This is a genomic window from Coriobacteriia bacterium, from assembly GCA_030652115.1.
Taxonomy (GTDB): domain Bacteria; phylum Actinomycetota; class Coriobacteriia; order Anaerosomatales; family Anaerosomataceae; genus UBA6100.
The window spans coordinates 84061-109244 of record JAUSBK010000010.1; the positions used below are offsets into that span (position 1 = coordinate 84061).

Below are 25184 nucleotides of genomic sequence, written 5' to 3' on the forward strand. Positions count from 1 at the left end.
GTCCTGATCACTAACCCGCGCTTCCACACAGACGGCGCGGCCTGAGTGAAGGTATTCTGAGATGACAGCGGTGCAACGGCCGCGCCGCTGGTGAAGCGCAGACACGTTAGGCCAACTCCTTTGGGGGAGTGCGTTGGATATTCGCGACAAGCGGGATCTGATTGATCGCATCGCTGGATGTTTCGTCGATGACGACAACTGGGACCGAAGGCAGTCGCAAAACGACATTTCCATGCACTTGGCAGCTTACGGCGTCGCCTTCGACCGCCCCTTGCCAGAGTCCGTGAACAGCCGGCGGAAGCGAATCCAGCACCTGCTCATTCCTGAGCCGGCAAGCGTGGTCGTGCGAATTGCGACTGAGTTGGGCATCCCGCACGCCTTCGACACACCGTCGCGAGGACCTAGTGGTGGCTTGTCCCATGATCGCTCGCATATGGAAGCCGCGATCGACCGGGCACGGCGATGCGTGAGCGAGCCCGGCAAGGCCTCACCCCGTGTCGGAGCCGTAGTGGTGCTGGCCGGAACCGTCCTGGGCGCTGCCTTTCGAGGCGAGCAGGCTTCGGGAGAGCACGCTGAGTTCACGCTGCTGGAGAAGAAGCTCCCAGATACCGCGCTCGCCGGCTCGACCCTCTACACAACTCTCGAGCCCTGCACGAGCCGCAATCACCCCAAGATTCCATGTGTAGAGCGAATCATCGAACGTAGGATTGCGCGAGTCGTCATCGGTACTTTGGATCCGAACGATGAGATTCGCGGCCGAGGGGAGCTTCGGCTCCGCGATGCGGGGATTGAGATCAGCAGATTCGATCCCGACTTGATGGCGGCAATTGAGGAGCTAAACAGGGAGTTCATTCGGGACCAGAAGGAGAAGTCCGGGCGTCTTCGGGCGACGGGCCTCGCATACGTCCCCAGGGTGGTCGGTCTCCCGGTCGACGAGGCGGAGAGGTCGATCCTGGACGCGGACCTGCAGCCCAGGGTCGTTTCGGACTATGGACCCGGTTCCGACGCACTCGAGATGGGTCTGGTGTTCAAGCAGCAACCCGAGGGCTCGATGGAGGTCCCTCACGGCACGGTCGTTCGCATACACACCTGGTTTGAGACCCAGTAGTTGAGTCGCCCAGGAGTGGCCTAGCCCGCGCTTCCAGCTGACGCGCAGGAGTCATCGGTTCGGCAGAGAAGGTAATGGCGCGCAGCTGAAGCGCAAAGACGCTAGGCACAGGCTTACTCAGGGGGGCTTCATTCTTGCGTACTCGTAGGAGACTCGTCGGTGATCGTCCCGACTTGAAGTGCGCTCCAGCGGCTCCCGAGCCTTCGAAGGCGTCCAAACTAGCTGCTGAAGTCGCGCCTTGGGCGGCCATCGTGGCGTCCCTCGTTGTTGGAATCGCCTCAGTTGTGATTGCCACCAGCGCCAACTCGATATCTGCGCAGCAAAACTCGCTGGTGGCTGAGCAGAACGAACTGGTTGTCCAACAGCAGAGAGTTCTGCAAGCGGAAGCGGCGTTGCTCGCGACGCAGACGGTGCTGATGGAAGAGGGGAATCGCATCGCTGCATCCTCCCTGCAGCCCGTGATTACGATCAAGTACGGGTTGCAGGAGTACAGCCACAAGGATCTGGCCGGGCACTGGCAGGAGTACGTGGAGATTACCAACTCGGGCTCACCGGCCCTTGAGATGGAGGTGTCGGTCCTGACCGTGGCAGTTGTCAGTATCGGGGCAGGCCACGCAACCGCACCATCAGCTTTCACAGCAAACCCCACCTTCTTCTACAACTCCTTCGAGTTCTCAGGTGAGATGGCCACGACGGGCCGCGTAGGCTACCTCGTCTCTGACGACTTGACCACTGATGAAGTCTGGCAGGCATGGCCGGCCAATGACTATCAAGCAGCGGCAGGCGATCTCTTCATCGACCGCCTTCATTACCTGCACATCGAGTACACGGACATGACCGGCGCCCAGCATGAGGAGAACTACCTACTCGATCGAAGAGCGCCAGGCCCTGAGCGCATAACGCCGGAGGCAGCCGCTGAGGCCGCGCGACACTACGCTGACCTGCAGGCGACGGGCGCGTACTATCCTGGCTATCAGTTGTCCGGCGATGGACTGCTCGATCTTTGGAGCAGATACGTCGGCAACGGGAAGGGTGCGTTCTACCAGTAGCCGCCGTGCCTAACCCGTGCTTCCAGACGACTCACGCACTAGGCTGAACTGGAGCCGCTCGTTCGCGGCTGAGGCACAGAGACGTAGCGTCAGCGGCATCCGCATTAGACGCTGAGGATGTGGTGCTTTGAGCAAGTCGGGGTTCGGATACATTGACCTGTCGCGCTCGTGGCTAGTCTCGGCCGTGCCTGTGCTGGCATACTCGGTTGCGTTCCTGTCCCGGGTCGGTGAGGCATTCGTGCGCAAGGTCCCCGTCGACTGGATAGTGATATCGCTAACGGACGCACTCTCCCGGACGGCGCTGGTCAGCCTCGTTGTGCTCGCCATGTTCATGTCGGCACGGGCGGAGGCAGCGTGGGTGTGTCGTCATCCCACATGGACCCATCGGGCCGCGTCGAACTTCCTCGAGCAACTTGCCCCGCTGACGATGATGCTGGTGCTCCTCGGCCAGCTCGTACTGGCAGTGTCATTCGGTGTCGTCTTTGTTGTTGTCACCGCGGGGATGGCCCTGCGGGACTATCGTAGGCGTGACTCCCTGCCCTCGAGGAAGCGCGAGATCATCGGGCCTGTGATCCTCGAGGCCGGCAGTGGTGGCGAGGACAAGCCTGCGACTCGCGTGTCTGCTCAGTGGGCAATGAGTGTCTTGATGGTGGCTCTCGTGCTTGCCCCCGTGGGCGGGGCGATGCGCGCTCTCGTGGAGCAGGACTTCCTTGTAGATCCTGACCAGACGACCATCATTGTTGCTAGCTATGGGCATGTCGCCGTCTTGGCTGATCTTGACGTTCGTGAGGATGGCGAATGGGTTGTTGGCAGTACTCGCCGTCTGGTCGATCTGACATCAGAACCGGGATTGGTCTTCGAGATGAAGCGGGCGCCCTGGTTCATTGACTGGTAGCTGGGGAGCCGCTAACCCGCGCTTCCAGCCGACTCACGCACGCGCTAGGCTGAGACTGGAGCCGCTCGTTCGCGGCTGAACCGCAAACACGTTAGCCATAACTGCGCCACAATGCCCACCCACCCAACTGGGGTAGAGTCAGGGAGTCAGGAGTCCTTCCCTCGGCGATCAGTTCGGATGTGACGCGTGGAGGAGTTGTTCCTCGGCCAGAGGTACCGGGCGACCGAGCAGATCGGCACCGGAGGCATGGCCGACGTCTACAAGGCGGTCGATGAAGTCCTCGGGCGAACCGTGGCCGTGAAGGTCATGCACGCCCATCTTGCCGAGGACCCCTCGTTTGCAGCGCGATTCCGCCACGAGGCCCAGTCTGCCGCCAACCTCATGAGCCCCAATATCGTGAACATGTACGACTGGGGCCAGGACGACGGCACGTTCTACATCGTGATGGAGTACGTTCGCGGCACCGATCTCAAGTCGATGATCGAGCGGGAGGGCGCACTGCCGTCGCGCACCGTCGCCCAGATCGGCGAGCAGGTCTGCGCCGCGCTCTCGGTCGCCCACGGGTACGGCATCATCCACCGCGATATCAAGCCGCACAACATCATGGTGCAGGCCGATGGCGCGGTGAAGCTGATGGACTTCGGCATAGCGCGGGCGGGCCCTTCGATGATGACCCAGACCGGGTCGGTCCTCGGCACTGCGCAGTACCTGTCACCCGAGGCCGCGCTCGGCACGCCGCTCACCACTGCAAGTGACCTGTACTCCCTCGGCGTTGCCTTGTACGAAGCCGCGACCGGTCACGTGCCGTTCGACGGCGACACACCCGTGTCGGTGGCACTCAAGCAGGTCAACGAGGAAGCAGTGTCGCCGAATCTCGTGAACCCCGGCATCGAGCCTGCCCTGAGTGCCGTCATCGTCAAGGCGATGCAGAAGCAGACCGCCGACCGCTACGTGTCGGCGGGTGACCTCCAGCGCGATTTGAGCGCCATCGCCCAGGGCCGATCACAAGAGGTCGCCGCCGCCGGGTACGCCGGTATGGTCGCGGGCCTTGGCGTGCCGGGCGCGGCGCCGCACGTGGCGCCGACCGCCGTCATGCCGCAGGTGAGCGCTCCGGTGCTGGTGGGCCCGATCGAGTCCTCGGAAGCCCTGGAGGCCCCTCAGGCCACTGCACCCGAAGTGGCCCCGCAACGCAGGCCTGTGTGGCACTGGATCGTGCTCGCCGTGCTGCTCCTGCTGGCCGGTCTTGGCGCATTGTGCTGGGGCATGGATCTTCTCGGCGGTCAGGATGAGCCGGTTCCGGACGTGGACGCAACAACGGGCACGGACGCGCCGGTCGATCCTGTCCCCGTCGAGGAAGTGGTGATGGTCGAGATCCCCGACATCATCGGCATGCGCGAAGACGAAGCGGTCGAGACGCTCGAGCGCGCCGGGTTCACCCCGGAGGCGCTGCCGCCGCAGTACAACAGCGACGAGCGCAAGGGCAAGGTGTTCGAGCAGACGCCGCCCGACGAGGAGATGGCGCCAAAGGGCTCGGTCGTCACCTACGTGGTCAGCCTGGGCGACGCCCCCGGCAAGAACGACCGTGATGACGAAGACGACTGAATGAGCCCCACCTAGACGCCCGCAATCGTCCCATCGAACGTGTGTAGCCGAGTCTCGCGTTCGTCCGCAGCGGCGCGCAGCGTACCTGCCTATGCACTCGTCCGGGGGGAATATAGTCTCGTTGGGGGGGGCTTCACGAAAGTGAACGCTGACCATCTAGTGGTAGCTATCTTCGTGGTGGGGACGCTGGTGCAACTCGCCGCCGCGGCCCTGGCGCTCCTCTCGATCCCTCTGAGCGGGAAGCACTATGCATGGGTCCTGCTCTCCTGCGGCCTGGTGCTTCAGATTTGGCGACGCGTCTACCTTCTCTTCGATGGAGCCTCCGGGTCCCGGCTCCATGAGGGTGTCAGTGCCCTTGTAGTGTCCGTGTTCATGCTTCTCAGCGTCGTCGGGATCCGTTCGATCTTCCGCTCGATGATCGAGACCAGTGAGCGCCTCCGAATCGAACAGGGTCGGACCCAGGAGTACGTGGATCTCACGGAGGCACTCGTCGTCGGCCTCGACCGTGCAGGCAGGATTGCGCTGATCAACCGTGCAGGAGCGCGGACGCTCGGTGGGCAGAAGGACGCCCTGCTCGGTGAAGAATGGCACGCTCGCTTCGTTCCTCCGGAGCGCAGCGACGGAGAACGGGAGCTGTTCGAGAAGTTCATGCTGGGAACGGCAGAGCCGATCGAGGTATTCGAGACTCCCATCGTCACGATCGATGGCGAGAGACGGTCGGTTGTATGGCACAAGGCGATACAGCGAGACAAAGAGGGTCACATCACTGGCACGCTTGCCTTTGGGACCGACGTGACAGAGCGCAGGGAGGCGGAGGCCGCGGTTGAGCACCTGACCCACCATGACGTGCTTACGGGCCTGCCCGGTCGCGCACTCTTCGAGCAGCGAGCAGAACTGATGATGGCCAGTGCACGGCAGGACGGCACGCCGCTCGCACTCCTCTTCTTCGACGTGGATGACCTGAAGGGGGTCAACGACAGATACGGGCGTCCTGTCGCCGACCATCTTCTCTGGGAGTTCGCGGACCGAATCACCGAAGCATTCCCCGACCAGAATACGGTAGCGCGTCTCGGGGGCGATGAGTTCTGCGTACTCCTCTCGGTTCACGATACGGCCGAGGCGGACGCCGCAGCCGAGAAGGCGAGGGAGGCCCTCAGACAGCCGTACCGGCTGTACGGGAAGGAGATCTGGTCGACAGCGAGTGTTGGGATCGCCTGGTGTCCCAAGGATGCCCGGGACGTCGAGGGGCTGCTGTGGAGGGGCGACGCGGCGGCCCGAAAGGCTCGCCGGTCAGGCGGGAACAGCCAGTGCCGCTACGTCTCCGGCATGAGGGGCGACATGATACGGAGACTGTCCCTGCGGCACGACTTGGCCGCAGCCGTCGCGGCCGAACAGTTCGTGCTTCACTACCAGCCACAGGTGCGCATCGACACGGGAGACATCGTTGGCGCCGAAGCGCTCATCAGGTGGAACCGCCCCGATCACGGGCTGATGGCACCGGCGAACTTCATCCCTGTGCTGGAGGAGATCGGACTCATCGAGACGGTGGGCGAGTGGGTCACTCGGGAAGCATGCGCGCAGGCCGTGGCCTGGCAGGAAGATGGTTTCAGGGGTTTGAGAATGTCCGTGAACGCATCCGTCGGACAGTTCCGGGGCAAGGACTTCCTGGGAGTCATCCGCGATGCGCTCGACTCGACGGGGCTTGACCCGCATGACCTGCAGATCGAGATCACCGAGACCATGGCCATCGAAGACATTCATGAAGCTCTGGAACTCGTGGCCGGCATCAACGCTATCGGTGCATCTGTGGCGATCGACGACTTCGGGACAGGTCACTCGCAACTGGTGTATTTGAAGCGTTTCCCGGTGCGGACCGTGAAGATCGACCGGGCCTTCATCATGGATCTGGAGGCCTCCGAAAGCGACCAGGTGCTTGTCTCCTCGATGATCGCCCTTGCACACGGCCTGCATTTCGAGGTCGTTGCGGAGGGCATCGAGACGGAGGGGCAGCTGGCGCTGCTGCAGGACTATGGATGCGACTGTGCTCAGGGGTTCCTGTGCCGGCCTCCGCTTGCGGTGGATGAGTTCGCTGCGTTCCTGAAGGCGCACGCGAGGGCGCCGCATCGAGTGCTCAGTGGATCTACTTCGGTGTCGGCTTGTACCTGATCGTATGGGCTTGTTTTATGACGCGTTCATGCACGCGTCCCGGCAACTACTCAGTAACCACGCCCGCGCTCGCCGGTACGGTGTGGCACAATACTTCGGATAGACACTCACCAGTCCGGCGTTCGCGCAACGCCTTTGACCCAGGAGGCGACCTCCTATGACCGAGCCTCGTTTCGGACGACTTCTTACCGCCATGGTCACGCCGTTCACGCCTGATGGCGAACTCGACCTGCCTCGCGCGCAGGAGCTCGCGCTCCGCCTGCTCGACCAGGGGACCGAGGCACTCGTGGTCTGCGGCACCACCGGCGAGTCACCAACCGTCTTCTACGACGACAAGCTGCGCCTGTTCGAAGCGGTGCTCGAGGCCGTGGCTGGCTCGGCGCCGGTCATCGCAAACGCCGGCGACAACTGCACGGACGACTCGGTGGAGTTTGCGCAGCGGGTCGTGAAGCTCGGCGTGGACGCCGTGATGGCCGTGGTGCCGTACTACAACAAGCCGCCGCAGGAGGGCCTGTACCGCCACTTCGGCGCGATCGCGAGCGCGGTGGACGTGCCCGTGATCCTCTACAACATTCCCGGGCGCTCGGTGGTGAACCTCGAAGCGGCAACCACGCTTCGCCTCGCAGCCGACTTCGAGAACATCGTCGCGGTCAAGGAAGCCTCCTCCAACCTCACGCAGATCGCGTCGATCATCGACGGCTCACCGGTGGGCTTCGAGGTGCTCTCGGGCAACGACGAGGACACGCTCCCGATGATGGGCCTCGGCGCCACCGGCGTGATCTCGGTGGCCGCGCACGTAGCAGGTCCGCAGCTTGCCGAGATGCTCGCCGCGCAGGCGGGTGGCGACCACACCCGCGCCCTCAAGATCCACCTCGAGTTGATGCCGCTGTTCAAGGCGCTGTTCATGACCGCCAACCCGATCCTGGTGAAGAAGGCGCTCGACCTCGCCGGGTTCCCGGTGGGGGACTGCCGGCTTCCGCTCATCCCCGCAACCGATGACCAGACCGCCGAGATGGTACGCATCATGAGCCACATCGGCCTCCTCAACGACTGATTCGCAGCCGCGCGAGCGGTTGCGCAGCACGGCGCATACCTCCCACACGATAAGGAGCACATTCAGCCTTCCATGACATCTAAGAAGAATCGCCTTCGCGTCATCCCGCTCGGCGGGCTCGACGGCATCGGCAAGAATATGACCGTGCTCGAGCTCGGCAACGACATGATCGTCATCGACGCGGGACTCATGTTCCCGGACGACGATCACCCCGGCATCGATCTGATCCTGCCGGACTACAGCTACATCGTTCAGCGCAAGGACAAGCTGCGGGGCATCGTCATCACCCACGGCCACGAGGACCACACGGGCGCGCTGCCGTACCTGCTCAAGGACCTCGGCCAGCCGGTGCCGGTGCTGGGCACGAAGCTCACGCTCGGCATCGTTGCGGGCAAGCTCGAGGAACACCGCATCAAGAAGCCGAAGCTCCGCGAGATCAAGGCCGGCAGCCACGTGAACCTCGGCATGTTCAGCCTCGACTTCCTCGCCGTGAACCACTCGATCCCCGATGGCGTGGCCGTCTACGTGCGCACACCCGTGGGCTCGGTGCTCCACAGCGGCGACTTCAAGCTCGACCAGACGCCCATCGACGGTCGCTTCACGGACTTTGCCGGCTTCGCGCGCGCAGCCAAGCAGGGCGTCACGCTGCTGATGAGCGACTCCACCGGCGCCGAGCATCCGGGACACACGGCATCCGAGGCCGAGGTCGGCATCGCGTTGCGCACGATCTTCGCCGCCGCCGAGCAGCGCATCATCGTGGCGTCGTTCGCCAGCCACGTGCACCGCGTGCAGCAGATCTGCGATGCGGCGGTGGCCAACGGCCGCAAGGTGGTCGTCACCGGCCGCTCGATGATCAACATCACCAAGATCGCCCGCGACCTCGGCTATCTGCACATCGAGGACGAGGACATCATCGACGCCTACGCGATGGGCAACATGCCCGCCAACGAGGTGGTGGTGCTCTGCACCGGAAGCCAGGGCGAACCGCTCTCGGCGCTCGCGCGCATCGCCAACGGCGACCACAAGACCGTGCAGATCGAGGCGGGGGATACCGTGGTCATCTCGGCAAGCCCGGTGCCGGGCAACGAGAAAGCCGTGAGCCGCGTGATGAACCGCCTCTACCGGGCGGGCGCGAACGTGGTGCACAAGGGCATCGCCAAGATCCACGTGTCCGGACACGGCTCCGCCGAGGAGCTCAAGCTCATGCTCAACCTCGTGTCCCCGGACAACTTCATGCCGATCCACGGCGAGATGCGGCATCTGCACGCCCATGCCGAGCTGGCCCGGGCGGTCGGCCTGACCAACGAGCACGTGTTCATCCTCGACAACGGCGACTGCCTGGAGATCGACGAGACCGGCGTGCACCGCGGCGAGCGCGTGAACTCAGGCGTTATCTACGTGGACGGCCTTGCGGTCGGCGACCTCGGCCAGGTGGTCCTGCGCGACCGGCAGGCGCTCTCGAGCGACGGTTTCGCCCTCATCGTAGCTGCGATCGACAGCCGCACCGGCGCCCTCGTGGGCGAGCCCGAGCTGGTGACCCGCGGCCTCGTGCTCGGCGCGGACACCGCCGAGGCGCTCAAGGGCGCACGCGCGCGCATCGAGAAGGTCCTCAAGAAGACCGCCGCCGAAGGCGCCACCGACGAGGCGGTCATCAAGAAGGCGCTCCACGACGCCCTCTCGCAGTACGTATGGGAGACCGCCCGCCGCCGCCCGATGATCATCCCGATCGTCATGGAGGTGTAGGTGGGCATCCTCGAAGCGATCGTCCTGGGAATCACCCAGGGCATCAGCGAGTTCCTGCCGATCTCGAGCGACGGGCACCTCATCTTGGTGCCCGCGCTGTTCGGATGGAACCGCTTCGGGCTGGGCTTCGACGTGGTGCTCCACGCGGCCACGCTGCTGGCCACCATCGCGTACTTCCGCGCCGACGTGTGGCGGTTGCTCACCGCGCTCTTCAGCAAGGCCCCCGAGCGCGCGCGCGACCGGCGCCTCGCACTCGTGCTCATCGCCGCCACCGTCCCGAGCGTGATCGTAGCGCTCGCATTCGAGCCGCTCGTGGACCAGGTGGAGACGCTCCCGATGGCCACACAGGTCACGATCGTGGGCATCTTCCTGCTGGTCACGGCCGCGCTGCTGGCTGGCGCCGAGCTGATCGCCCGACGCTCCTCGGCGCACATCACCTCGGCCGAAGACGTCCCGCTCAAGCGCGCGCTCGCTATCGGCCTCGCGCAGGGCTTCGCGGTCGCGCCCGGGCTCTCGCGCTCGGGCACCACGATCGCGGCGGGAGTGGCGCTCGGCATCCAGCGTGACGAGGCCGCGCGCTTCTCGTTCTTGCTCTCGATCCCGATCATCGGCGCGGCAACCGCGAAGAAGATCCTGCTCGACGTGATCGTGGGAGGGGAGGCCCTTCCGGCCGCCGCCCCGCTTGCCGTCGGGCTCATCACCACGGCGATCGTGGGCTACGGTGCCATCGCACTTCTGCTCCCGTACGTCCGAAAGCACTCCCTTTGGGCGTTCGCCATCTACACCGCAATCGCCGGTACCGCCATACTGGCCATGAACGTCCTCACGTAAGACCCACAAGGAGACCCGCATTGGCCACCGGCCGCACCTCATCGAGCAACAAGAAACCCGCGAAGGGCACGGCTCCCGCGCGCACCGGCCGCGGAAGCGCGACGCCCGCGCCCGCACGCGTGCTGGATGACGACAGCCGCCACGAGATCATCGGGATCGCACTCGCTGCGCTCGCGGTCGTCTTCGCCATCAGCGTGCTCACCGAGACAGCAGGCGTGGTGCCCCGTGCGATCGCCACGCTGCTCAAGCTCGGGTTCGGCGTGGGGGCGTATGCGATCCCGTTCGTCTTCCTCCTGTGGGCCGTCACGTTCTTTCTCACCTCGATCCGCATCGACGAGTTCCGCGTGGGCCTCGGGATGGGCATGGTGCTCATCTCGGTCCTCGCGATCTATTCGATCGGCAACGACCCGCTCACGCAGTGGGACCAGACGATGGTTTCGGCAAGCGGGGGCTACATCGGCGGCGCGCTCGCGTGGGTGCTCCGCACGCTCCTCGGCTCGGTCATCGCGTACGTCATCGCCATCGCACTGGTGCTCGTGGGCCTTGTGGTGGCCGGTCTTTCGATCACCGACGCGCTCGAGCGCCTGCGTGAAGTCGTCCGCAAGCCGGTCGTGAACGAGGAGCCCCGCGAGGAGATGAGCCGCCGTCGCGCCGGCAAGACCGTGCCGCTGCAGGACTTCGAGGAGCCGCAGGGCTTCGAGCACCAGCCCGCCGAAGCCGCCCGCGGCGCCAAGCCCCGGCGAGGGCTGGATCCCGAGATCGCCAAGCCCACGCTCCCGACCCCACCCTCGGTCGGCCCGCGCGCGATGGAGGGCTTCGAGCTCCCACCGCTTTCCGCGCTCGTGCGCACGCCCGAGACCACGGCCGCGCACAAGGCCTCGGAAAAGGAGCTCCGCCACACCGCCGGGCTCATCGAGCAGACGTTCGCGACGTTCGACATCATCGCGCGCGTGGTCAACTGGATCCCCGGCCCCACGGTCACGATGTTCGAGGTAGAGATCGCCAAGGGCGTGAAGGTCAACCGGGTCACGGCGCTCTCCGACGACCTCGCGCTTGCGCTCGCTGCCCCCACCATCCGCATCCTGGCCCCGATCCCCGGCAAGAGCTACGTGGGCATCGAGGTTCCCAACGCCGGCCGCACCACCGTCACCCTCGGCGATGTGCTCCACACCGGCCTCGTGGCCGATCCGCGCCCGCTCATGCTCGCCATTGGCAAGGACGTGGCCGGCGAGCAGATCGCGGCGGACCTGGCCTCGATGCCCCACCTGCTGATCGCGGGTTCCACCGGCACGGGCAAGAGCGTCTGCATCAACGCGCTCATCATGTCGATCCTCATGCGGTCGACCCCGGCCGAGGTCCGGCTCATCCTTATCGACCCCAAGCGCATCGAGCTCAACTTGTACAACGGCGTCCCGCACCTCTACGTGCCGGTGGTGACCGAGGCGAAGGAAGCGGCCTCGGCACTGCACTGGGCCGTGGGCGAGATGGAGTCGCGCCTCAAGAAGCTCCAGAAGGCGGGCGCGCGCAACGTGGCGCAGTACAACGTCGCCGTGCGTGCCGGCAAGGGACCCGAGGGCGGGGAAGAGCTGCCGTACCTGGTCATCATCATCGACGAGCTCGCCGACCTGATGATGGTGGCCGCCAAGGAAGTGGAGGACTCCATCTGCCGCATCGCGCAGCTTGCGCGCGCCGCCGGCATCCACCTCATCGTGGCCACGCAGCGCCCGTCGACCGACATCATCACGGGTCTCATCAAGACCAACATCACCAACCGCATCGCGTTCGCGGTCTCCTCGGGCATCGACAGCCGCGTCATCCTCGATACGTCCGGCGCCGAGAAGCTCGTCGGTCTCGGCGACATGCTCTTCTCCACGCCCGCGTGGCCCAAGCCCAAGCGCATCCAGGGCGCGTACGTGAGCGAGGAGGAGATCAACGCGGTCGTGGACCACATCAAGGGGCAGGCCGAGCCCGACTACCACGAGGAGATCCTCCACCTCAAGGTCACAAGCGCCACGGGCACCCTCGAAAGCTCTGATGACGACGACCCGCTCTTGTGGGAAGCTGCGGACATGGTGGTCACGAGCGGGATGGGCTCCACATCGCTCCTCCAGCGCCGCCTCAAGGTCGGCTACTCGCGTGCCGGGCGCATCATGGACATGCTGGAGATGAAGGGCATCGTCGGCCAGCCGGACGGGAGCCGTCCGCGTGAAGTCCTGGTGGATATCGAAGAGCTCGAATCGCTCAAGCTCTTCGAGCGTGAGGAGCGCAATGATGGCCTGTAGCATCTTCAGGAACGGCGGTGCTCCATGCCTGTAGGCGAGAAGCTCTCGGCGCTCAGGCGCGAACGCGGCAAGACACTGCCGGACCTCGAGAACGCCACCAAGATCATGGGGCGGATGCTCTCGGCACTCGAGAACAACCGCTGGGACGAGTTGCCCGATCCGGTGTACGTCCGCGGCTACATTCGCAACTATGCCCAGTTCCTCGGCGCGGATCCCGAGCCGCTCTTGGCCGAATACATGCGCGACATCAGCGTGCAGCCGGAGCACATCCCGCTGCGCCGCATCCCCGAACGCACGGTGGTGCCGCACCGCCTCGACGTGCACGACATCCCGAAACAGGCGTGGATCGCGATCGCGGTCGCCGTGCTCGTGGTCGCGCTCATCGCCTGGGGCATCTCGGCGCTCATGTCGCGCGACGAAACGCCGCCGCCCATCGCGCCGGAGACGACCTCCACCGCGCCAGCCACAACCGAGAACGCCGTCTCGGAGGCGGTGACCGATGCCGTCACCGAAGGTGCGTTCATCCTCAAAGTCGAGATCGCCGATGGCCAGTCGTCGTGGCTGCAGGTGCGCGTGGACGACATGATCGCCTACGAGGGCACGATGCCCGGCGGCGAGTCCAAGATATGGACCGTCACGGGCTCGGCAGTCGTCCGCATCGGCAAACCCGCAGCTGTGACGCTCACGCGCGACGGTCAGCCCGTTGTGGTGACGCCGGCCGCCGAAGGCATCACCGAGCTCACCCTCACGCCCGATACCGAGTGACCCTATCCCCGTACAGGAGGACCCATGGCCAAGGACCAGAGCTTCGACGTCGTCTCACAGGTGGACCTGCAGGAGGTCGACAACGCCGTTCAGCAGACCGTTAAGGAGCTGACCCAGCGCTACGATCTCAAGGACAGCGGCTCCACCGTCACGTTCGACCGTACGGCCGGAACGATCTCGCTCGCCGCGCCGAGTGACTTCGTTCTCGGCCAGGTGAAGGACGTGCTCGACTCGAAGCTCGTCCGGCGCACCATCGACCTTGCGGCTGTTTCGTGGGCCAAGATCGAGGCCGCTTCCGGCGGCAGCTCGCGCCGCGTCGGTACGGTCGTGAACGGCATCGAAGCGGACATCGCGCGCCGCATCAACAAAGAGATCCGCGACGAGAAGTTCAAGGTCAAGGTCCAGATCGAGGGCGACAAGGTGCGTGTCTTCAGCGCCAGCAGAGACGAGCTCCAGGCCGTCATCGGCTTCCTCAAGGAGCGCGACTACGAGATCCCGATCCAGTTCGTGAACTACCGGTAGCAGTGTGTCCCCCGCACCGGCGATAGCCTTCGTCACCCTCGGCTGCCCAAAGAACGAGGTCGATTCCGACCGCATGGCCGCGCTCGTCGCATCCTCGGCATATCGGCTTGTCGATGAACCGGACGACGCCGACGTGGTCGTGCTCAACACCTGCGCGTTCATACAGCCGGCCACTGAGGAGTCGATCGCCGAGGCGCTTACGCTGGCAGGGGAGTGGCGGCCCGCTCGCGCAGGCCGCGCGCTCGTCGTCGCCGGATGCATGGTGTCGCGCTACGGCCCCGAGCTCGCCGATGCGATGCCCGAGGTCGATGCGTTCCTGCCGGTGGCCGACGAGCACTCCGTGCTCCGCGTGCTGGAGAGCCTTCTCGGCACGGCCGCCGAAGCCACCCCGGGTCCTTCGCGGACCGCTGGCAGCGCCACCGCCTACCTCAAGGTGAGCGAAGGGTGCGACCGGCGCTGCGCGTACTGCACCATCCCGGCGATCCGCGGCGCATTCGTCTCGGACCCCGTGGAGCGCGTGCTCGAGGAGGCCTCACTGCTCATCGCAGGCGGGGCGCGCGAGCTCGTGCTCGTGGGCCAGGACATCGCGAGCTACGGCACCGACCTTGCCTCCGGCGAGGACCTCCCGGCGCTCGTGAAGCGCATCGACGCTCTCGAGGGTGACTTCCGCATCCGCCTGATGTACCTGCAGCCCGACGGCGTCACCGACCGGCTCCTCTCGGTCATCGCCGAAAGCCGGCGCGTCTGCCGCTACCTCGATATCCCGCTGCAGCACGCCTCGGCCACCGTGCTGGAGGCGATGGGGCGCACGGGCAGCCCGGAGCGTCACCTCGCCCTCCTCGAGCGCATCCGTGCGGTCATGCCCGACGTGGTCCTGCGCACGACGGTGATGGCGGGCTTCCCAGGCGAGACCGACGCCGATGCGGCCGAACTCGAGCGGTTCATCGCCGAGGCGGCGTTCGACTTCGTCGGCGTCTTCGGGTTCAGCGCCGAGGAGGGCACGCCAGCGGCCTCGTTGGCTGGCGAGGTACCCGAGCAGGTCAGGTTGGAGCGCGCCCAGCGGCTTCGTGACGTGGCCGACGAGACCGGTTTCGAGCGCGCGGCGGCTCTCGTCGGGAGCGTGCAGCGGGTCTTGGTCGAGAGCGTCGAGGAGGGCGAACTCGTCGGGCGGACCTGCGGCCAGGCGCCCGACGTGGACGGCATCACCGTACTGGAGGCGGAACTCCCTGTCGGGGAGTTCGCCGATGTGCGTATCATCGATGCTGCAGGCTACGATCTGATCGGGGGCCCGCTATGATCCGCAACATGAACCTCGCCAACAGGATCACGATCGCGCGTATGGTCCTCATACCGGTCTTCCTGGTCGTGCTCCTCGGCGAGATTCCCGAGTGGCTGACTGCGCCGGAGTGGTGGCGCATAGCGCAGCCCTGGATCGCCGCGCTCATCTTCATCACGCTTGCTGCAACTGACGCAGTTGATGGCTACATCGCGCGCACCCGCAACCAGGTCACCACCTTCGGCAAGTTCATCGATCCGCTCGCCGACAAGCTGCTGGTCACCGCAGCGCTCGTGGCGCTCGTGGACCTCGACCGACTGCCCTCCTGGATCGCGCTCGTGATCATCAGTCGCGAGCTGGTGGTGAGCGGCCTCAGGATGGTCGCGGTGGCCGAGGGCCGTGTGATCGCCGCGTCCAATCTCGGCAAGTCCAAGACGGTGCTGCAGATCATCGCGATCTCCGGCTTCCTGCTCAAGGACAGCACGTTCCTGCGCGACCTCTTCGGCAGCGGGGGCATGGCGGCCTTCGGCGGGCTTGCGTGGGCCATCATGGCAGCGGCAGTCCTCATGACGATCTACTCGATGGTGGACTACCTCTACCACGCTCGGGACATCCTCACCGGTCCGTGGGACCGTGACCAGTCGCGGGGCGCCTGAGATGGCGCCGCTTCCTGCTGCAGCGGTCGTTACCGTGGGCACGGAGCTCACGACCGGGCTGCGGCAGGACACCAACTCCACCGAGATCGCCCGGGCGCTCAACGCGGCCGGCTACGTCGTGCACGAGATCCGCTCGGTTCCCGACGACATGGCGGCGATCGAGGCCGCCGTGAAGGCGCTCCTGGACTCCTGCGACCTCGTAGTGGTCACAGGCGGCCTCGGACCCACTCACGACGACATCACCCGCGAGGCGGCCGCTCGTGCGCTCGGACGGTCACTTCACCGCGACGAGACGATCGCGGTGTCGTTGCGGGCCATGGCGGCGCGCCACACGAACGCCGAAGCGCGCAAAGACATGCTCCGCCAGGCCGACGTGATCGAAGGCGCCACGGTGCTTCCGGCCCGCACGGGGAGCGCCCCCGGGCAGGCCGTGACCGTGGGCGGCGCCACGCTGGTGCTGCTGCCGGGCCCGCCGGGGGAGATGCGGCCGCTCTTGGAGGGCTACCTCGCGGCGCGCACTCCCGTGACGCCCCCCGAGCGGCTCCGGTGCACGGGCATCACCGAGTCCGACGCCCAGCGCCTCGTGCAACCCGCAATCGCGCCCTTCGTAGTCGACCTCACACTCCTCGCCGCACCTGCCGACGTGGAGGTCGTGCTCTTCCCGAAAGACGGCGACGCCTCCGACCTGCCCGCAGCCACCCGAGCCGCCCTGCGCGCGCTCGGCGACCGCTGCTACTCGGCTGACGGCTCATCGCTCGCCGAGACCATCGTGCGCCTGGCCATCGGCGCGGGCGAGCACATCGTCACGGCCGAGTCCTGCACCGGCGGCATGGTCGCCTCGGCGCTCACCGACGTGGCCGGGTCCTCCTCGGCGTTCGCCGGCGGCGTGGTGGCGTACGCGAACGAGGTCAAGATGGAGGCGCTCGGGGTGCCGGCGGGCCTGCTGGCCCAGTTCGGGGCGGTGAGCGAGGAGACCGCGCGCGCAATGGCCGAAGGAGCGCTCTCGCTGCCGGGCTCCACGATCTCGGTGGCTGTCACCGGCATCGCCGGTCCTGAGGGCGGGACCCCGGACAAGCCGGTGGGCCTCGTATGGTTCGCGGTCGCGCACGCTGATGGCCGCGTGAGAGCGATCTCGCATCATCTCCCCGGCGATCGGGCCGCCGTTCGGCGCAGGGCCGTGATCGTCGCGCTCGACGCGCTGCGTCGAGACCTCGCGGAAGGGTAGGGGCGTGCCTCGTACGTTCCTCGCCATCGCGCTACCGATCGCCGTACGATCCACGCTCGCTTCATGCCGAGAGGCGTTTGTGGCCGCCGACCCCGAGTGGCGGGGCGAGAAGTGGGTCGCCGAACCCAACCTCCACATCACCCTTCGCTTCCTCGGCTCGGTTCCCGAGCCTGTCCTGCCGCTCATCACCCGGTCGGTCCGCTCGGCGATCGAGGACCTCGAGCCGTATAGGCTTCGGCTCGGCCTCGTCCGGGCCGTGCCCCGGCCGCGCTCCGCCTCACTCGTCTGGGTCGCGCCCGAAGCGCCGCACGACGAGACATCGATGCTTGCCGAGCGCATCGCAGCCGCCACGTCGTTCCTTGAGTTCGAGCCCGAAGGCCGGGCGTTCAAGGCCCATGTGACGCTTTGCAGGGCGCGCCGTCCGAGGCGTGTCAGCACCGAGGCCCTCGACGCCGTGGAGCACGTTCTCAGCCGCGCGGACGAACGCTCCGCGTGCGTGTCAGTGCGGGAGGTTACGCTCTTCTCGTCGGTGCTCACACCACGTGGCCCGGTCTACGAAGAACTCGCGATCGTCCCATTCGGAGGGTGATTGACATCGAACGTATGTTCGTGTAGGTTCGTGTCAGCCTTCAGGGGGTCGCACAGACGCGATAAGGAGCGGGATCTCACACATGGAACGCGAGAAGGAGAAGGTACTCGATCTCACCAGGGAGCAGATCGAGCGCAAGTTCGGCAAGGGTTCCCTGATGCGCCTCGGCGAGCATGCCGCCCTCCAGGTCATGGATTCGATCCCCACCGGTTCGCTGGCGCTCGACGCCGCACTGGGGATCGGCGGCGTGCCTCGTGGGCGCATCGTCGAGATCTACGGTCCCGAGTCATCGGGCAAGACCACGCTCGCGCTGCAGATCATCGCTGAAGCGCAGGCCGCCGGTGGTGTCGCGGCCTTCATCGACGCCGAGCATGCGCTCGATCCCGCCTATGCCGCCCGTCTGGGCGTGGACATCGACGACATCCTCATCTCCCAGCCGGACACCGGTGAGCAGGCGCTCGAGATCACCGACATGCTCGTGCGCTCTGGCGCCATCGACGTCATCGTGGTCGACTCCGTCGCTGCACTCGTGCCTCGAGCTGAACTAGAGGGTGAGATGGGCGACGTGACAGTCGGTCTTCAGGCGAGGTTGATGAGCCAGGCCATGCGCAAGCTTGCCGGCTCGCTGAGCAAGTCGAACACGACCTGCATCTTCATCAACCAGTTGCGCGAGAAAGTCGGCGTGATGTTCGGAAGCCCCGAGACCACGTCGGGCGGCCGCGCGCTGAAGTTCTACGCTTCGATCCGCATCGACATCCGCAGGATCGACTCCATCAAGCAGGGTACGGACAACGTCGGCAACCGCGTTCGTGCCAAAGTCGTCAAGAACAAGGTCGCTCCGCCGTTCCGCCAGGCCGAGTTCGACATCATGTTCGGGCAGGGCATCTCGAAGGAGGGGAGTCTCCTCGACCTCGGCGTGGAAGAGGGGCTCGTCCAGAAGTCGGGCGCCTGGTACACGTACGGCGAGGAGAGGCTCGGCCAGGGCAGGGAAGCCGCCAAGGACTTCCTGCGCGAGCACTCGGACCTGCGTGACGCCATCGAAGTGCAGATTCGCGACCACCTCGGTCTTCCCGTCAACGGCTATGTCACACCTGCCGCGCCGGCAAAGACCGATGCACCCGCCGGGGAGGACGCGCAGGAGGACTAGATCGTGGATCCTCGATCCGCTGTTGTCACCGGCATCCGTCAGCACGGACGCGGCTCCCGTCGAAGGACTCTGTACCTCGATGGGGACGAGTGGACCACGCTGCCAGTCGAGGTCCTTCGGGACCTCGACTTGCGTGAGGACGACGTCGTCGACACGTCCGAGCTGACGGAGCGGATTGCCTCAATCGCCCCGGTACGTGCTCGCGAACGCGCGCTGCGACTCCTGATGTACCGGGAGCGGAGCTCCTTCGAGATCACCAAACGCCTGAGCGACGACGGGTATCCGGAAGATGTGGCGAGCCTCATCACGGAAGACCTCCTCAGGACGGGGCTCGTGGACGACGAGCGTTTCGCCGAGTCTTACGCTCGCGCCCTGATCCAGGCCCGCGGTTACGGGCGATCTCGTGCGCTGCGCGAACTGTCGGCGCGTGGGATTGCTCCGGAACTCGCACTGAGCGCCCTCGAGGAACTGGCGCCCGACGACGGCGAGGACCAGCGCGCCCGGGTGCGTGCACGGTCGCTCGTACGCCCCAACGACACGGTGGATCGACTCGCGGCACGCCTCATCCGCCGCGGCTTCTCGCAGTCGGTCGCTCTTCGCGCCGCACGGGACACGCTCACTGCGATCCTTGATGAATCGCCCCCAGAGGACGGCACTTAGCACGCCGTTTGTGCTGCTCAGAGCCGCTACCTTGCTTGACGAAACACGGGGCGCGCGAGTACCATGAGCGCGGCAAATGTGATCGATGCGGCACCGCTCGCGGTGGCCGCGTCGTGTGTGGTTCTTCAGCTATCAAGCACGCTACCGCCCTCCCGGGGCGGTTCGTCGTGCATATGCGAATAGAAATCCACATACGTCGATCTCATGCGCCGGGCGATTCGTCGTTCGGCGCTTTCGCGTCACAAGAGCCGCTGACATAGACGAATACCGATGTTCAAGGTAAGGGAGGGGCGCCTCATGGGCTGGATTTACGCACTAGTGCTCGGCCTCGCAGCCGGCGTCGTCCTCGGCTTCGTCATCAATCGCTTCGTCGTATCCGGTAAGGCCGATCAGGCGCGACAGCTCGCGGAGCGCGTGCTCGCCGACGCTGAAAAGCAAGCCGAGACGATGAAGAAGGAGATGCTGCTCGAAGCGAAGGACGAGATCTTCCACCTCAAGGCTCAGTCCGAAGAGGAGGGCAAGGAGCGTCGCAAGGACATCACCGCGATGGAGGGACGTCTGATCCAGCGCGAGGAGTCCATCGAGCGCCGCGCCGAATCGCTCGACAAACGCGAACACCAGCTGTCGAGTCAGGCTGGACAGATCACCAAGCGCGAACAGGAGCTCGACGAAGCGATCGCCGAGGAGAAGTCCCGCCTTGAGGCGCTCGCGGGCATGTCCTCTGATCAGGCGAAGACCGTCCTGCTCGACCGCATCAAGCAGGACGTAAGCCACGACGCGGCGATCGTCATCCGCGAAGCGGAACAGCGCGCCCGCGAGGAGGCGGACCGCAAGGCCCGCAACATCATCGGGATCGCCATCGGCCGGGTCGCCGCGGATCACACCGCGGAGTCCACCGTCTCGGTGGTCCACATCCCGAGCGACGACCTCAAGGGACGCATCATCGGTCGCGAAGGCCGCAACATCCGCGCCTTCGAGCAGCTGACCGGCATCAACCTCATCATCGACGACACGCCCGAGGCGGTCATCCTCTCGAGCTTCGACCCGGTGCGGCGTGAGGTCGGGCGCATCACGCTCGAGAACCTCATCGCCGACGGCCGCATCCACCCGGCGCGCATCGAGGAGATGTTCAAGAAGGCCGAGGCGCTCGTGGACCAGCAGGTTCACGAAGCGGGCGAGCAGGCCGTCTTCGACGCCGGCGTGCACAACCTCCACAGCGACATCGTTCGCACCCTCGGCCGGCTCAAGTACCGCACCAGCTACGGGCAGAATGTGCTCAACCACTCGCTCGAGGTCTCGTATCTCTCGGGCGTCATGGCTGCCGAGCTCGGACTCGATCCGACGCTTGCCAAGCGTGCCGGTCTCCTCCACGACCTCGGCAAGGCGATCGACCACGAGATCGAAGGACCGCACGCGGTCATCGGCGCCGACCTTGCTCGCCGGCTCGGCGAGAACAAGGAGGTCGTCCACTGCATCGAGGCGCACCACGGCGACGTGGAGCCGCAGACGGTGGAAGCCGTCATCGTGCAGGCCGCCGACGCCATCTCGGCGGCCCGACCGGGCGCTCGTCGCGAGACGCTCGAGAGCTACATCAAGCGCCTGGAGAAGCTCGAGGCGCTGGCCGAGGCCCACAAGGGCGTGGAGAAGTCCTACGCGATGCAGGCCGGCCGCGAGATCCGCGTCATGGTCAAGCCCGAGGAGATCACCGACGCCGAGGCCACGCTCATGGCGCGTGACCTTGCGAAGCAGATCGAAGAGGAGCTTCAGTACCCCGGCCAGATCAAGGTCATGATCATCCGGGAGAGCCGTGCCATCGACTACGCCAAGTAGTGTCGCCACGGCCTGCTGAACGTGCACTGCCCCGAGGGGACCGCTTGCGGTCCCCTCGGTCTTGAGAACCAGCCGCTCCCGTGGCACGCTGGAAGATGAGATGACTGAACACGACCCACTCATAGATTTCGTCAACACGGTCTCCGGTGACGGCTACCTCAAAGTCGAGGAGTCGCTCGGCGACGGGTACGTGCGTCTGCGCGTGCCCGAGGCCGAACGCCGCCAGGCGAAGCACGATATCCAGAGCTTCGAGGACGTCGTCATCGAGCTCCTGCGCAACGCGCGTGACGCTCACGCGCAGCGGATCTTCGTCGCTACGACCCGGGACGGCGCCACCCGCAGCCTCACCATGCTCGACGACGGGATCGGCATCCCCGTAGCCCTGCAGGACACGATCTTCGAGCCGCGTGTCACCTCAAAGCTCGAGACCATGGTGATGGACCGGTGGGGCGTCCACGGCCGCGGCATGGCGCTCTTCTCGGTCCGCGAGAACGTCAAAGAGGCACGCGTCGTCGCCTCCGCGCCGCACAAGGGCGCCGCGGTGACCGTGCTTGCCGACACGGGCGAACTCACCGAGCGCACGGACCAGTCCACATGGCCGGTCGTCGAGTTCGACGAGACCGGCTCGCCGCACGTGACCCGCGGCCCGCACAACATCGTGCGCCGGCTGGTCGAGTTCGCCTGCGAGCACCCCGAACTCGAGCTCTACGTCGGCACGCCCACCGAGGTGCTCGCCACGCTCTACGCACTCGGCCGGGAGCACCTCGAGACCGCCGACCTCATGTTCTGCGACGATCTCGAGCGCCTCGTGGTCTGGCAACGGCCTGCAGCCTGCGCCGATGCGGCCGAGCTCGAAGAGGTCGCTGCGGCCATCGGCCTTTCGGTCTCCGAGCGCACCGCGCACCGCGTCCTCGCTGCGGATCTTGCGCCGCTCGAGCCGGTGCTCGCACAGCTCACCGCCGAGGAGGAGCCGGAGGCCAAGCCCGGCCCCGACATCTACCGGGACCGCCGCTCGCTTCACATCCACCACGGCGACCTTGCGGCGTTCAAACAGGAGCTGTCGCGCGCGTTCGACATCCTCGCCGAGCGCTACTACCTCAACCTCAAGGGCGAGCCGAAGATCACGGTGGGCCGGGACACGATCAGCGTGCGTTTCCCGGTCGAGAAGGACGACTGACCCGCACCTCGCTGTGGACACCCGGATGATGCGTTGAGCGGTGCTCATGCGCTATACTCCGTACCACACCGCCTCCAGCGGTTGCACCAGCATCTGCACTCCCGTCACACCAGCGGATAGAGCACCAGACACAGTTCAGCATCACAGCACAGGAGGCGCCGTCACCGTGGAAGTGCTTAAGGTTTCCACCAAGTCCAGCCCCAACTCCGTTGCAGGAGCGCTCGCCGGCGTCATTCGCGAGCAGGGCGTCGTCGAAATCCAGATCGTCGGCGCAGGCGCGCTCAACCAGGCCATCAAGGCGATCGCCATCGCGCGCGGCTTCGTTGCGCCGATGGGATACGACCTCATCTGTACCCCCGCATTCGCCGACATCGAGATCAACGGCGAGGAGCGCACCGCGATCCGTCTCCTCGTGGAGCCGCGCCAGCCGCATCGCCCCTGAGCTCCATGCCCGGCCCTGACCTCCATCTGCATTCCACCGCGTCCGATGGCACGCGCTCGCCGGCCCAACTCGTCTCACTCGCACTCGAGGTCGGCTGCCCCGCGATAGCGCTCACTGACCACGACACCGTGAGCGGCGTCGCCGAAGCGCATGCGGCAGCCGAGCACCTCCCGCTCACGGTGATACCCGGCGTCGAACTCTCGGCAGGACATGGCGATCGCGGGGTGCACATCCTCGGCTATCACATCGACCACGCCGATCCGCGACTCGCAGAGAGGCTCGCGCAGCTCCGTGCCACGCGCCTCGAGCGCGCTGAGCGCATCGTCTACGCGCTCGCCCGCGACGGATTCTCGATCTCCGTCGCCGACGTGCTCCACGCAGCTGACGGAGGATCCATCGGTCGCGCCCACATCGCACAGCTGCTCGTGACCACCGGACAGGTCTCGTCCGTGGCCGAGGCGTTCAGCACCCTCCTCGGCAAGACCGCGCCCTACTACGTTCCCAAGCCGGTCCTCGATCCCGAGGAGCTCATCGGGTGGGTGCGCGAAGCCGGCGGCGTCGCGGTCCTCGCGCATCCGGGCCTGAGCGGCGTTGACGACCTCGTGCCGTCCCTCGTTCACGCGGGACTCGCCGGAATCGAGGCGTACCACCCGTCCCACGATGCCGTCGCACAGGAGCGCTATGCGGCGATGGCCGCAACGCTCGGGCTGATCGCGACAGGCGGCTCCGACTTCCACGGGCTCGATCGGGTCGGCGACCGCCTCGGCTGTATGGATGTGCCGCTCCACGTGGTCGACGACCTCGACCGTGCGCGGAGGCAGCCCCGATGAAGACGTACTTCGTGCGGACCTTCGGATGCCAGATGAACAAGCACGACTCCGAGCGCATCGCCGGCCTGCTTGCTGCCATGGGGCTCGTACCCGCTCCGGACCCCGAGACGGCCGACGTCATCGTCTTCAACACGTGTTGCGTCCGGGAGACCGCCGACGACCGCCTCTACGGGCAGGTCTCGTCCTTGAAGGCCCTGAAGACGGGAGGCCGGCCCGACGTGCTCATCGCGGTCGGCGGATGCGTGGGCCAGCGCGACGGCGCCGCAGTCCTCAAACATGCGCCTCACGTGGATGTCGTCTTCGGCACGCACAACATCCACGAACTCCCCTCGTTGCTCGAGGCTGCCGAGGCAGGCCGGCCGGCCGTGAGCGTTCTGGAGGCGGGAGAGGGGTTCGCGAGCGATCTTCCGCAGGCCCGCGAGCATCCGTGGCACGCGTGGGTGTCCATCACGGTGGGCTGCGACAACCACTGCGCGTACTGCATCGTGCCGACGGTCCGCGGCGCGGAGCGCAGCCGCGCGCTCGAAGACATCGTCGCCGAGGTAGAGCGCCTGGTGACCGACGGAGTCGTGGAGATCACGCTGCTGGGCCAGAACGTGAACTCCTACGGGCGCGACCGGTACGGAGAACCCCGCTTCGCCGCACTACTCCATGCGGTCGCGGCAACGGGCATTCGGCGGATCCGGTTTGCGACGAGCCACCCGAAGGACCTCTCGGACGAGACGATCGCCGCGATGGCCGGGATCCCGGCCATGATGTCGTTCCTGCATCTGCCGGTGCAGCACGGCTCGGACCGGATGCTCGAGGCCATGAACCGCAGGTACACGGCCGAGCAGTACCTTGCGCGAATCGCCGCCGTTCGGGCTGCCGTGCCCGACATCGCACTCTCGACCGACATCATCGTCGGCTTCCCCGGGGAGACCGAGGACGACTTTCAGATGACGCTCGACTTGGTCGAGGCGGTCGGGTTCGATCATGCCTTCACGTTCATCTACTCGCGTCGCGAGGGGACCCCTGCCGCGTCGCTTCCCGACACCGTGCCCCGCGATGTCGCGCAGGAGCGTTTCGACCGTCTCGCGTTGCTCGTGCGCACGCTCTCCTTCGCCGCCAACGAGCGCGAGGTCGGCGCCGTGCGCGCATGCCTCGTGGAGGGCGCCTCCAAGCGCGAGGCCACGGTCCTCGCCGCGCGGACGCCGCACAACCGCCTCGTGCACGTACCGCTGCCGCCGGGGTCACGCGCAGGAGAGTATGCGGGTAGCGTGCGGGACGTCCGCATCGTCTCGGCTCATCCGTGGTTTCTCACCGGCGAGTTCACTACCCCCTTACGTTAGCCTC

At 66.1% G+C, this 25184-nt stretch carries 22 protein-coding genes; all 22 read left to right on the top strand.

The window, feature by feature from the left end; all coding sequences use genetic code 11:
- The first annotated feature begins 133 nt into the window (after positions 1–133).
- The 22 genes from Q7W51_08360 (at position 134) to miaB (ending at position 25180) form a co-directional block, all read left to right on the top strand.
- The gene (locus Q7W51_08360; protein ID MDO8848380.1) at positions 134–1108 is read left to right on the top strand and encodes a hypothetical protein; all 975 of its coding nucleotides are present in this window, start codon (positions 134–136) and stop codon (positions 1106–1108) included.
- 251 nt (positions 1109–1359) lie between these two features.
- Entirely contained in the window at positions 1360–2157 is a 798-nt protein-coding gene (locus tag Q7W51_08365) for a hypothetical protein (GenBank protein MDO8848381.1), read from the top strand.
- Positions 2158–2284: 127 nt separating this feature from the next.
- Complete coding sequence (locus Q7W51_08370) at positions 2285–3052, top strand: hypothetical protein (GenBank protein ID MDO8848382.1); 768 nt, start codon at positions 2285–2287, stop codon at positions 3050–3052.
- Between the two features lie 186 nt (positions 3053–3238).
- Positions 3239–4654, top strand: coding sequence for a Stk1 family PASTA domain-containing Ser/Thr kinase (pknB, locus tag Q7W51_08375; GenBank protein MDO8848383.1), 1416 nt, complete (start codon positions 3239–3241; stop codon positions 4652–4654).
- A 141-nt stretch (positions 4655–4795) separates the two neighbouring features.
- Positions 4796–6820, top strand: a complete 2025-nt coding sequence (locus Q7W51_08380) for an EAL domain-containing protein (GenBank protein MDO8848384.1) — start codon at positions 4796–4798, stop codon at positions 6818–6820.
- Between the two features lie 157 nt (positions 6821–6977).
- Positions 6978–7874 carry a 4-hydroxy-tetrahydrodipicolinate synthase gene (dapA, locus tag Q7W51_08385; GenBank protein ID MDO8848385.1) on the top strand — a complete coding sequence of 299 codons (897 nt, stop codon included), beginning with the start codon at positions 6978–6980 and terminating at the stop codon, positions 7872–7874.
- Between the two features lie 72 nt (positions 7875–7946).
- Positions 7947–9617, top strand: a complete 1671-nt coding sequence (locus Q7W51_08390) for a ribonuclease J (protein MDO8848386.1) — start codon at positions 7947–7949, stop codon at positions 9615–9617.
- Positions 9618–10448, top strand: coding sequence for an undecaprenyl-diphosphate phosphatase (locus tag Q7W51_08395; GenBank protein MDO8848387.1), 831 nt, complete (start codon positions 9618–9620; stop codon positions 10446–10448).
- Positions 10449–10468: 20 nt separating this feature from the next.
- The gene (locus Q7W51_08400) at positions 10469–12730 is read left to right on the top strand and encodes a DNA translocase FtsK 4TM domain-containing protein (GenBank protein ID MDO8848388.1); all 2262 of its coding nucleotides are present in this window, start codon (positions 10469–10471) and stop codon (positions 12728–12730) included.
- A gap of 24 nt (positions 12731–12754) precedes the next feature.
- Positions 12755–13495, top strand: a complete 741-nt coding sequence (locus Q7W51_08405) for a DUF4115 domain-containing protein (protein ID MDO8848389.1) — start codon at positions 12755–12757, stop codon at positions 13493–13495.
- Positions 13496–13519: 24 nt separating this feature from the next.
- The gene (locus tag Q7W51_08410) at positions 13520–14017 is read left to right on the top strand and encodes a YajQ family cyclic di-GMP-binding protein (protein ID MDO8848390.1); all 498 of its coding nucleotides are present in this window, start codon (positions 13520–13522) and stop codon (positions 14015–14017) included.
- Between the two features lie 4 nt (positions 14018–14021).
- Positions 14022–15314, top strand: a complete 1293-nt coding sequence (rimO, locus tag Q7W51_08415) for a 30S ribosomal protein S12 methylthiotransferase RimO (protein ID MDO8848391.1) — start codon at positions 14022–14024, stop codon at positions 15312–15314.
- A complete protein-coding gene (gene pgsA / locus Q7W51_08420) occupies positions 15311–15949 on the top strand; it encodes a CDP-diacylglycerol--glycerol-3-phosphate 3-phosphatidyltransferase (protein MDO8848392.1) in 639 nt (212 codons plus the stop codon). The genes rimO and pgsA overlap by 4 nt, the downstream gene beginning before the upstream one ends.
- A 1-nt stretch (position 15950) precedes the next feature.
- Positions 15951–17174 carry a nicotinamide-nucleotide amidohydrolase family protein gene (locus tag Q7W51_08425; GenBank protein ID MDO8848393.1) on the top strand — a complete coding sequence of 408 codons (1224 nt, stop codon included), beginning with the start codon at positions 15951–15953 and terminating at the stop codon, positions 17172–17174.
- A gap of 4 nt (positions 17175–17178) precedes the next feature.
- Positions 17179–17763 (top strand): RNA 2',3'-cyclic phosphodiesterase, encoded by a 585-nt coding sequence (gene thpR, locus Q7W51_08430; protein ID MDO8848394.1) that lies wholly within the window; start codon positions 17179–17181, stop codon positions 17761–17763.
- 82 nt (positions 17764–17845) lie between these two features.
- The gene (recA, locus tag Q7W51_08435) at positions 17846–18910 is read left to right on the top strand and encodes a recombinase RecA (GenBank protein MDO8848395.1); all 1065 of its coding nucleotides are present in this window, start codon (positions 17846–17848) and stop codon (positions 18908–18910) included.
- A gap of 3 nt (positions 18911–18913) precedes the next feature.
- Positions 18914–19570, top strand: coding sequence for a RecX family transcriptional regulator (locus Q7W51_08440; GenBank protein ID MDO8848396.1), 657 nt, complete (start codon positions 18914–18916; stop codon positions 19568–19570).
- Positions 19571–19867: 297 nt separating this feature from the next.
- Positions 19868–21400 (top strand): ribonuclease Y, encoded by a 1533-nt coding sequence (gene rny, locus Q7W51_08445; protein MDO8848397.1) that lies wholly within the window; start codon positions 19868–19870, stop codon positions 21398–21400.
- 100 nt (positions 21401–21500) lie between these two features.
- Positions 21501–22577: an ATP-binding protein gene (locus Q7W51_08450; protein MDO8848398.1), complete on the top strand. Its 1077-nt coding sequence runs from the start codon at positions 21501–21503 to the stop codon at positions 22575–22577.
- Between the two features lie 166 nt (positions 22578–22743).
- Positions 22744–23019, top strand: coding sequence for a stage V sporulation protein S (locus Q7W51_08455; protein ID MDO8848399.1), 276 nt, complete (start codon positions 22744–22746; stop codon positions 23017–23019).
- A gap of 5 nt (positions 23020–23024) precedes the next feature.
- Complete coding sequence (locus tag Q7W51_08460) at positions 23025–23849, top strand: PHP domain-containing protein (protein MDO8848400.1); 825 nt, start codon at positions 23025–23027, stop codon at positions 23847–23849.
- Positions 23846–25180, top strand: a complete 1335-nt coding sequence (gene miaB, locus Q7W51_08465) for a tRNA (N6-isopentenyl adenosine(37)-C2)-methylthiotransferase MiaB (GenBank protein ID MDO8848401.1) — start codon at positions 23846–23848, stop codon at positions 25178–25180. Before Q7W51_08460 ends, miaB begins: the two co-directional genes overlap by 4 nt.
- The last annotated feature ends 4 nt before the right edge of the window (positions 25181–25184 follow it).

What these genes read in the sequence shown, in the direction of transcription:
- dapA (MDO8848385.1), top strand. Translation starts at nt 6,978, where the DNA reads ATGACCGAGCCTCGTTTCGGACGACTTCTTACCGCCATGGTCACGCCG.
- Q7W51_08390 (MDO8848386.1), top strand. Translation starts at nt 7,947, where the DNA reads ATGACATCTAAGAAGAATCGCCTTCGCGTCATCCCGCTCGGCGGGCTC.
- Q7W51_08405 (MDO8848389.1), top strand. Translation starts at nt 12,755, where the DNA reads ATGCCTGTAGGCGAGAAGCTCTCGGCGCTCAGGCGCGAACGCGGCAAG.
- Q7W51_08410 (MDO8848390.1), top strand. Translation starts at nt 13,520, where the DNA reads ATGGCCAAGGACCAGAGCTTCGACGTCGTCTCACAGGTGGACCTGCAG.
- pgsA (MDO8848392.1), top strand. Translation starts at nt 15,311, where the DNA reads ATGATCCGCAACATGAACCTCGCCAACAGGATCACGATCGCGCGTATG.
- Q7W51_08425 (MDO8848393.1), top strand. Translation starts at nt 15,951, where the DNA reads ATGGCGCCGCTTCCTGCTGCAGCGGTCGTTACCGTGGGCACGGAGCTC.
- recA (MDO8848395.1), top strand. Translation starts at nt 17,846, where the DNA reads ATGGAACGCGAGAAGGAGAAGGTACTCGATCTCACCAGGGAGCAGATC.
- rny (MDO8848397.1), top strand. Translation starts at nt 19,868, where the DNA reads ATGGGCTGGATTTACGCACTAGTGCTCGGCCTCGCAGCCGGCGTCGTC.
- Q7W51_08450 (MDO8848398.1), top strand. Translation starts at nt 21,501, where the DNA reads ATGACTGAACACGACCCACTCATAGATTTCGTCAACACGGTCTCCGGT.
- Q7W51_08460 (MDO8848400.1), top strand. Translation starts at nt 23,025, where the DNA reads ATGCCCGGCCCTGACCTCCATCTGCATTCCACCGCGTCCGATGGCACG.
- miaB (MDO8848401.1), top strand. Translation starts at nt 23,846, where the DNA reads ATGAAGACGTACTTCGTGCGGACCTTCGGATGCCAGATGAACAAGCAC.